This is a genomic window from Archangium sp., assembly GCF_036389735.1.
Classification (GTDB): Bacteria; Myxococcota; Myxococcia; order Myxococcales; family Myxococcaceae; genus Archangium.
In genome coordinates this window covers 1-8604 of record NZ_DASVWK010000510.1, presented here as the reverse complement: position 1 = coordinate 8604, position 8604 = coordinate 1, and the positions used below count along the sequence as shown (strand labels likewise).

At 72.0% G+C, this 8604-nt stretch carries 7 protein-coding genes; 3 read left to right on the top strand and 4 right to left on the bottom strand.

The genetic code is table 11. The features are described 5' to 3' along the window. Positions 1 to 382 precede the first annotated feature (382 nt). A complete protein-coding gene (locus VF794_RS17870; protein WP_047855882.1) occupies positions 383 to 652 on the top strand; it encodes an HU family DNA-binding protein in 270 nt (89 codons plus the stop codon). Positions 653 to 682: 30 nt separating this feature from the next. On the opposite strand, the gene VF794_RS17865 is transcribed toward VF794_RS17870, so the two are convergent. Next, complete coding sequence (locus VF794_RS17865) at positions 683 to 1627, bottom strand: M23 family metallopeptidase (protein WP_331111983.1); 945 nt, start codon at positions 1625 to 1627, stop codon at positions 683 to 685. A gap of 100 nt (positions 1628 to 1727) precedes the next feature. After that, on the bottom strand, positions 1728 to 2756 hold the full coding sequence (locus VF794_RS17860) for a GntG family PLP-dependent aldolase (RefSeq protein ID WP_331111981.1): 1029 nt from the start codon (positions 2754 to 2756) through the stop codon (positions 1728 to 1730). A 79-nt stretch (positions 2757 to 2835) separates the two neighbouring features. Between VF794_RS17860 and nth the strand changes: the two genes are divergently transcribed. Continuing rightward, positions 2836 to 3504, top strand: a complete 669-nt coding sequence (gene nth, locus VF794_RS17855) for an endonuclease III (protein WP_331111980.1) — start codon at positions 2836 to 2838, stop codon at positions 3502 to 3504. On the opposite strand, the gene def is transcribed toward nth, so the two are convergent. Next, a complete protein-coding gene (gene def / locus VF794_RS17850) occupies positions 3470 to 3991 on the bottom strand; it encodes a peptide deformylase (RefSeq protein ID WP_331111978.1) in 522 nt (173 codons plus the stop codon). The two genes, nth and def, sit on opposite strands and share 35 nt — an antisense overlap. A gap of 177 nt (positions 3992 to 4168) precedes the next feature. Between def and VF794_RS17845 the strand changes: the two genes are divergently transcribed. Next, positions 4169 to 4870, top strand: a complete 702-nt coding sequence (locus VF794_RS17845; RefSeq protein ID WP_331111976.1) for a hypothetical protein — start codon at positions 4169 to 4171, stop codon at positions 4868 to 4870. Between the two features lies 1 nt (position 4871). Here the strand turns inward: VF794_RS17845 and VF794_RS17840 are convergent. Beyond that, the coding region (locus tag VF794_RS17840; protein WP_331111974.1) for a hypothetical protein at positions 4872 to 8604 on the bottom strand (3733 nt) is incomplete at its 5' end.

Genomic DNA, 8604 nt, shown 5'->3' with positions numbered 1-8604 from the left:
GACCCCGGGGTACGGCAGCAGGCCGGGAGGATCAGGCAGGCGATCAGGAGCAGGCAGCGGAGCATTCGATCGTACACACTATTACCTGTCAGGCATCCGTGCCCGCCAGGATCAGCGAACGCCTCGCAAATGATCGAAATGACAAAGAAAAACCCTCTCAATCGATCACATCCACACGCGTACCCACCGGAGACCCAGGTGCCTCCGGGCCCGCGTGTGACGCCCTCTCCTCTCTAGAGGAGCCCCGCGCTCCGTCAAATTCCTCGAGTCTCGCGCGGAGGCCGATCTTCCGGCCCCGGAGCGGTTGCCAGCATTGACAGACAAAAGAGCGATTTGTTACCACCCAACCGCTTTCGCATTTCAACGCGGATGGAGGAGCGGAATGACCAAGGCAGAGCTGGTGGAGGCGGTGGCGGCGCAGTCGCGGCTGACGAAGAAGTCGGCGGCGGAGATTCTCGACATCGTCTTCGCCAACATCGGCAAGGCGGTGAAGAAGGACCAGCGCTTCAGCTACCCCGGCTTCGGCACCTGGTCGGTCCGCTCGCGCAAGGCGCGGAAGATCCGCAACCCGCAGACCAACGAGATGATGAAGCTCAAGGCCTCGAAGACCGTTGGCTTCCGGCCCGCCAAGGAGCTGAAGAACTCGCTGTAGTCCGTGGAGCCGCGAGCGCGCGGCCCGACCTCACCGGGGGCGTCGTCCGACCATGGGACGGCGCCCCTTTCGCGTTCCAGCCTCGGACTCGGACGGTCCGTAGCGCACGAAGGAGGGCTCCTCGCCGGACCCGGTGGGGCCCAGCTCGTCGAGCGGGTCACACGGCTCGTTCTTGCGCCACACCTCGAAGTGCAGGTGGACGCCCGTGGCCAGGCCCGTCTTGCCGGCCGTGCCCACCACGTCGCCCTCCTCCACCAGGTCCCCCGGCGCCACCAGCACGCGCGACAGGTGGCTGTAGCGGGTGGTGACGTCCTTGTCGTGCTGGATGACCACCTGGTTGCCGTGGGCTCCGTTCCAACCCGCGCGCAGCACCACGCCCCCGCCCGCGGCCAGCACGTGCTGGCCCGGCTTCGCCCCCAGGTCCAGGCCCAGGTGATCGCGCTCCTGGCCGGTGATGGGGTGCACCCGGCTGCCGAAGACGCTGGTGATGACCACGGGGTCCACCGGCCAGGCGAAGCGGACGCCCTTGCGCGAGCGCTTCGTCTGAAGGTGGCGCAGCTCGGCCATGCGCACCGCGAGCAGCTCCATCCGCGCGAGCACCGCGTCCGCCAGCTCCGCGGGCATGTCGCCGTAGGCGCGCGCGTCCTCCTCCAGCTCTGCCTCCAATGTCACCCGGGCCCGCACCACGTCCAGCGAGGACGTCTTGCGTGCCGGCGTGTTCAGGAAGCCGTCCAGCGAGGCGGTCATCCGCTCCCAGTTCTCCACCTGGGAGAGCGGCATCGGGCTGCCCTGCTTCACCCCGGTCCGCGTGGAGCGCGCCAGCTTGACGAAGGACTCCAGCGCGGCCCGCAGCTCGGGCGAGCTCAAGGCCTGCACCATCGCATCGGACTTCTTCGCCTGGGGCTTCGCCCGCGCGGAGGCGCTCCGGGGCGAAGAAGCCGCCGCCGGCTCGTCGTACAGCTCTTCGAAGCTCATCTTCTGTCTCGCGCGCGGAGCGGCGCACGCGGACAGGAGGAGCAGCATGAGGGCGGTGAGACGGCGCAAGGCGCCGCCCAGTCTACCAGCCCCACGCGAATCAGCCAGCCAGCGCCCGGCGGATGCGGGCCAGCGCCTCGTCGATGTCCGCCGAGGACACGTCCAGGTGCGTCACCAGCCGCACCGAGCGGGGCCCCGCCCCCGAGGAGCCCCCCAGGACACCGTGGGCCGCCAGCTTCGCCAGCATCTCCGCCACGGGCAGCGGGAAGTCGGCGACGAGCATGTTCGTCTCCACCGAGGCCGGGTCCACCTTCACGCCCGCCATCTCCGCCAGACCGGCCGCGAGCCGGCGCGCGTGGGCATGGTCCTCGGCGAGCCGCTCCACGTGGTGCTCCAGGGCATAGAGCGCCCCGGCGGCGATGATGCCCACCTGCCGCATGGCGCCCCCGAGCCGCTTGCGCAGCCGGCGCGCCTCCTGGATGTGCTCCCGGGTGCCGAGAACGGCCGAGCCCACCGGAGCGCCCAGGCCCTTGGAGAAGCACACGGCCACGGTGTCGGTGAGCGAGGCCCAGGCCGAGGCCGGCGTGCCCGCCGCCACCGCCGCGTTGAAGAGCCGTGCCCCATCCAGGTGGATGGCCAGCCCCGCCTTCCGGCCCGCCTCCACCACCGCGCGGAAACGCTCCAGCGGCCACACCTTGCCGCCCCCCCGGTTGTGCGTGTTCTCCAGGGACAGCAGCCGCGAGCGCGGGCTGATGAAGTCCGTGCGCACCGCCACCGTCACCTGCTCGGGGGTGATGAGCCCCCGCTCGCCCTGCAACGGACCGGGCTGCACGCCCCACAGGCCCGACACGCCACCGCTCTCGTAATGGAAGATGTGGCTGTTGGCCTCGGCCAGGGCCTCGTCCCCCAGCCGGCAGTGCAGGCCGATGGCGATCTGATTGGCCTGCGTCCCCGAGGGAACGAAGAGCGCCGCCTGCTTGCCGAGCATCTCGGCCACGCGCTCCTCGAGCCGGCGCGCGGTGGGGTCCTCCCCGTAGATGTCGTCGCCCACCTCGGCCTCGGCCATGGCGCGGCGCATGCCGGGAGTGGGCCGGGTCACGGTGTCGGAGCGGAAATCGATGGGCTTCATGGGTGTCCTGGCAGGTAGTGGAAACTTCTTTACGTCCGAGGTCGGTCTGTCATACAGCGACCGGGTGGCACGCGAGACGATGGAATCGAGGCGGAAGCGGGCGGTGGAGATCATGGACCGGTTGGAGCGGGCCATGCCGGACGTGCGCATCGAGCTGGACTATCGCACCCCGCTGGAGCTGCTGGTGGCGGTCATCCTCTCCGCGCAGTGCACGGACAAGCGCGTCAATCTGGTGACGCCCGCCCTCTTCCAGCGCTTCCCGGACGCCCACGCCTACGCCCAGGTGAGCGCGGAGGAGGTGGAGCCCTTCATCCAGTCCTGCGGCCTGTACCGCGCGAAGGCGAAGAACCTCGTGGCGGCGGCCCGGGCGCTGGTGGCCGAGCACGGCGGAGAGGTGCCCCGCTCCCGGGCCGCGCTGGAGACGCTGCCCGGTGTGGGCCACAAGACGGCCGGCGTGGTGTGCATCCACCTGGGCGGCGATGACGCCTTCCCCGTGGACACCCACGTCAAACGACTGGCCTGGCGGCTGGGCTTCACCCGCCACGAGGATCCGGACAAAGTGGAAGAGGACATGCGGGCGCTCCTGCCGCCGGAGCGGTGGGCCAAGGGCCACCAGCTCCTGGTGTGGCACGGGCGGCGGACCTGCTTCGCGCGGGCGCCCGCGTGCGAGCGCTGCCCCGTGGCGGACCTCTGCCCCCGCCGGGGCGTGCCGACTAGACCGTCTGGCGGTCCTCGCGAGACGCCTTGACGCGCTTCATCCGCTTGCGGATGAGCTCGCGCTTGAGCGTGGAGACGTGGTCCACGAAGACGGTGCCATTGAGGTGGTCCGTCTCGTGCTGCACGGCGATCGCCAGCAGCTCGTCACACTGGAGCGTCTGCTCGTTCCCGTCGGTGTCGAGGTACTTCACCGTCACCACCGCCGCGCGGTCCACGTCCTCGGCCTCGCCGGGGATGGACAGGCAGCCCTCGGTGTAGGTCGTCTTGCCCTCCAGTGCGATGATCTCCGGGTTGATCATCGCCAGGGGCTTCGACTCGGGCTGGCGCGGCCGGGTGTCCAGCACGATGACGCGCTGCAGCACGCCCACCTGCGGCGCGGCGAGACCCACGCCATCGGCGGCGTACATCGTCTCGAACATGTCCTGGACCAGGGTGCGGATGGAGTCGTCCACCCGGGCCACTGGCTTGGCCTTCTGCTTCAGGACGGGATCGGGCCAGATGAGGATCTCGCGAACCATGGCGCCCGTCTTAACCTCACCGCGGCGGACGGGCAACCCGCTCCGGCATCCCGCCCGCACGCTCTGCCCCCGGACGGTCAGCGCGAAAAACGTCCCAGAGGCCTTTTCACCGGGCGTACGGAAGGGCACAGTGGAATATCTGGTATCCCGGGTTATCCGGTTCAGGAGGAAGCCCCCATGCTCCGGAAGACCGCCCTGCTGTCCGCCCTGCTGCTGAGCGCCTGCGAGCTCGGTTCATCGCCCGCGCCGAACATCCTCTCCATCGAGCCCCAGGAGGTGGTGCGTGGTGAGGCGGTGACGCTGGCGATCAAGCTGGACGCGCCCCTGCCAGTGAAGATCGACTACGGGAACAAGACGGCGACGCTCCTGGCCCCGCCAACGCTGCGGATCGGCGGGCAGGAGGTGGTCATCGACGGACGGGACGAGGAGAACGGGACGCTGCTGGCGACCGTGCCCGCGGACCTCTCGATGGGTCACCAGGATGTGCGGCTCGTGATGGAAGATGGAACCGAAGCGCTCGGAACGGAGGGCCTGACCGTGCTGCCCCCTCCTCCGTTCCTGGCGGCCGAGACGATGGAGGAGCAGCCGGGGCTCGTCACCGGCATCCTCATCGACACCATCCCGGACCAGGTCCGCGACGTCCCGTTCGTCGTCACCCTCCGCGCCGAGGGCCCCGAGGCCGCGCGCTTCGGTGGCCAGGTGATGATCACCACCAACAAGGGGCGCGTCAGCCCCAACGTGAGCAGCTCCTTCGTCGACGGCTCGCGCCAGGAGCGCATCGTCCTCGACAGGCCCGGCAACAACGTGATCCTCACGGTGCGGGCGGGCGACACCCTCATCGCCCAGTCCAACCCCTTCAAGGTCTCGCCCCGGGAGTGAGTCAGTCCAGCAGGCTGCGGGCGTACTCCTCGCGCAGCCGATCATCCGCCAGCGCCCGGGCCGCCTCGGCCAGCGCGGTGGAGATCTGCTGGGCCTGATGCTGGAGCGCCGGATCCGGGTGCCCCGCGAAGCGCAGCGGGTGGAACTCGGCGGTGAGCAGCGCATGGGCGCGCTTCACCTCCTCGCTGCCCGCCCCGCGCGAGAGCCCCAGCACGGAGAAGTAGTCCGCGTCCTGGATCTCCTCGAACTTGGCCTCGAGCCGGCGCACGTCCAGCTCGCCCGGAGCCTCCTCCTCGGAGGACTCGGAGGCGGGCCGCAGGGTGAGGAGGCCCAGGGCGCGTGCCACCGCGAACACCTTGAGGGCCGTGTCCTGCGGCAACCCCGCGCCCAACAGCAGTTGCTCCAGCGTCTGCTCCCCGTCGATCTCCTCCAGCAGCCGCAGCTCGCGCGAGGAGAGCCCGAAGGACTCCGGCGAGGGCTCGGACTCTCCGCGGACGACCACGGCGCGCAGCCCCCCGGCGGCCGCCATGAAGGACTCCGTGGAGACGCTGTTGCGCAGGGCCTCGGCCAGCAGGTGCAGCAGGGGCCGGGTGGCGGCGGCGAGCGCCACCTCGTGCGGCGGCGCCTCCTCCGTGAGCCGGTAGAGAGACGAGGGCTCGGCGAGCGCGTCCAGGGCCACCTGCTCCGTGTAGCGCTGCACCAGAGGGACGACCTCGTTCTCGCGCAGGTAGCCCCGGCCCCGCATGGCGTCGATCAGCGCCCCCGTGGAGGCACTGCGCACCAGCCGCAGCTCGTTCTCCTGTCGCGCGTCGATGAAGCCGTCCGCCCGCGCTCGCTCGATGAGCGATTCGTTGGCCGCGGAGGACAGCGCCCCCACCAGCGCCCCATCCTTCAACCAGAGGATGCGCAGGGCCCCGGCCACCTTGAGCTCCAGGCGCACTCCGGCGTGCCCCTCCTGAAGGCGGGTGATGAGCCGCGAGAGCCCCTCCAGGTTGACGCTGCCACTCCGGGGGATGTCCACCTCGACCCTGCCGGGAACCTGGACCGAGATCAGCGCCGCCTTCGCCCGGGCCGCCATCTCCTCCGTCTCGGCACGGGCCTTCGCGACGACGGCCTCCAGCTCGGCGCGCACCCGGGCGATGGTCTCCTCGGCCTCGCGCAGGGCCTTCCGCTCGGCCTGGGCGAGCTGCTCGGCCGTCTCCTTCTCCGCCTGGGCGCGGTGGGCCTCGAGCCGCTCCACCTCTTGAGCGAGGAACTCCCGCTCCTCGCGCTCCTGGGCCAGCGTCTGTCCGAGCCGCTCCGCCTCCGCCCGGGCCTCGCGGGCCTGGGCCTCCTGGAGCGCCACCGATTCCTCCAGGCGGGTGAAGCGGGCCTCCAGTTGCGCGCGCGCCTTCGCCAGCGCCTCGACACGGAGCTCCAGCTCCACGCGCAGCCGCTCCGCCGTCGCCGCCCGCGTCTCCGCGTCGACCCGAGCCCGCTCCAGCTCCTCGGCCTGCACGCTCGACTCGTCCCGCGCCTGCTCCGCCGCCTCGACGCGTGCCCGCGCCTCGGCACGGGCCCGCTCCGCGGCCGACGCACGGGTCTCGGCCTCCATGCGGGCGCGCTCCTCGGCTTCGGCGTGTGCTTCCGCCTCGGCTCGCGCCTGCTCCGCCGCCTCGAGGCGTGCCTGCGCCTCGGTGCGAGCCTGCTCCGCCGCCTCGATGCGCGACTCCGCCTCGGTGCGGGCCTTCATCTCCTCCCGCACGCGCGCATCCGCGCCGGAGCGCGCGCGGGCCTCCACCTCGGCCCGCGCCTTCTTCTCCGCCTGGGCCTTCGCCTCCGCCTCGGCCCGCGCCTTCTCCGCCGCCGCTGCCTGGGCGCTGGCCTCGGCGAGGGCCTTCTCCGCCGCCACCGCACGGGCCTCGGCCTCGGCGCGCGACTGGCTCTCCGACTCGGCCCGCGCCTCCGCTTCCGCCCGGGCCTTGGCCTCTTTCTCGGCGCGCGCCGTCACGTCCTTGCGCGCCTTGGCCTCCCCGTGCGCCCGCGCCTCCCACTCCTTGCGGGACTTCGTCTCCGCCTCGAGCCGCGACTCGGCCTGTGCCCGCGCGGCCTGCTCCGCCTCCGCTCGCGCTTCCGCCCGCGCCCGGGCCTCCGCCTCGGCTCCCGCGCGCTGCTCCACCTCGGCGCGCCGCTCCGCCTGCTCCTCGGCCTTCGCCTGTTCGCCGGCGAGCTGCTCTCGCAGCGCCTCCAACTGCTCGCGCAGCCGGGCCACCTGCTCGTCATGCTTGGGCTGAAGCTCGCGCACCGCGGCGGCCTCGGCCTCCACCGCCTGGCGCCGCTGGACCTCCGCCGTGCGCGCCTGCTCCAGCTCCGCCTCGCGCGCCCGCGCCGCCTCCAGCTGCCGCTCCACCTCCAACCGCAGCGAGGCCTCCAGCCCCCGCTCCTCGGAGAGCGTCGTCAGCCGGGCCCGCTCCGCCTCGGCCTCGCGCCGCAGCGTCTCCTCCCGGGCCCACAGCTCCTGCTTCAGGCGCTCCAGCTCCGTGCGGAGGGAGGCCTCGCTCGCACGCGCCGCCTCCCGCTCCCGCTCGAGCGACTCCAGCCGCGTCCTGGCCTCGTCGGCCTCGCGCCGCAGCGTCTCCTGCTGGGCCTTCGACGCGTCCGCCTGCCGCTCCAGCGAGGAGCGGAACTCCGAGACGAGCGTCTCGAGCTCCCCGACCTTGCTCTCCGCCTCGCGCCGACGCGCCACCGCGGAATCCCGCTCGGACAGCACCTCGGCGATGCGTCGCTCCGCCCTCAACAGGCGGGACTCCAGGACCACCACCTCTTCTTCCGAGAGGGTCTTGTCCCCCGGCGCCGTGTCCGCCATCTCCGGCGAGGGCCTCAGCGGGAACTTCGCGGTGATCTCCGGGACGGCCGACGACTCGGAAGGAGCCTCGGACGTCTCATCCTTCACGGGCTCGGCCTTCACCGGCTCGGTCCGAGGCGCCGCATCGGACTCGGAGTCGAACCAGTCCGCGCTCACGCTCTCCTGCTGTGGCTCCTCCCAGCCCTCCGGCGCGTCGCCCCCTGTCGGCAGCGGCGCGTCTTCCGGCACGGGCTCCAGCTCCGAGCCCTCCAGGTGCCGCGCGGGCTGGAGCTCCGCCTCGGGCTCCACGTTGAAGAAGCCCTCGTCCCCGAGCCGGGGCGCGCGCTCGCGCTCCAGGGCCGCTTCGATCTCCCGTTGTGCGAGGCGCTCGGCCTCCGCGCGGGCCTCGGCCTCGACGTCCACCACCTTCATCGGAGGCAGCGGATGCAGGGGCGCTAGCCCCTCCGGTGCCGGAGCCGCGCCCGAGACGGGCTCCACCTCGGCCGGAACCGCCGCCGTGATGGTGGGAATCGCCATGCCCAGCGCGGGGGTGCGCGCGAAGAGTCCCGCCGATGACGCGGGCACCGAGGAGTCATCCTGCTTGCGGCGCCGACGGGCGGCGGCCTCGCGGCGCACCTCCTCCTCCATGCGCCGCAGCTCGTCCTCGTCGGGAGCAACAGCCACCGGCGCGGTCGCGCTCGACCCGACCACCGCCTGCTCCGTCTGGGAGAACAGGTCCTCGGCATCGAGCGAGGACACGGGCGATGGGGGGGTCACCGGCCTCGGCAGGTCGTCGAAGAGCGCGCTCTCCAGCGCGGTGTTGTGGCCGGGCGTGGCGGACTTGTGGACGAGGCCTGGCGGGGTGGTCTTCGAGGAGGACGTCACCACCGAGGACGGCTCGTCTTCGGGC

Bases quoted from the DNA above. Each gene is read 5' to 3' on its own strand.
- VF794_RS17865 (WP_331111983.1), bottom strand. From the start codon at position 1,627: ATGAGCTTCGAAGAGCTGTACGACGAGCCGGCGGCGGCTTCTTCGCCC.
- VF794_RS17870 (WP_047855882.1), top strand. From the start codon at position 383: ATGACCAAGGCAGAGCTGGTGGAGGCGGTGGCGGCGCAGTCGCGGCTG.
- nth (WP_331111980.1), top strand. From the start codon at position 2,836: ATGGAATCGAGGCGGAAGCGGGCGGTGGAGATCATGGACCGGTTGGAG.
- VF794_RS17860 (WP_331111981.1), bottom strand. From the start codon at position 2,756: ATGAAGCCCATCGATTTCCGCTCCGACACCGTGACCCGGCCCACTCCC.
- def (WP_331111978.1), bottom strand. From the start codon at position 3,991: ATGGTTCGCGAGATCCTCATCTGGCCCGATCCCGTCCTGAAGCAGAAG.
- VF794_RS17845 (WP_331111976.1), top strand. From the start codon at position 4,169: ATGCTCCGGAAGACCGCCCTGCTGTCCGCCCTGCTGCTGAGCGCCTGC.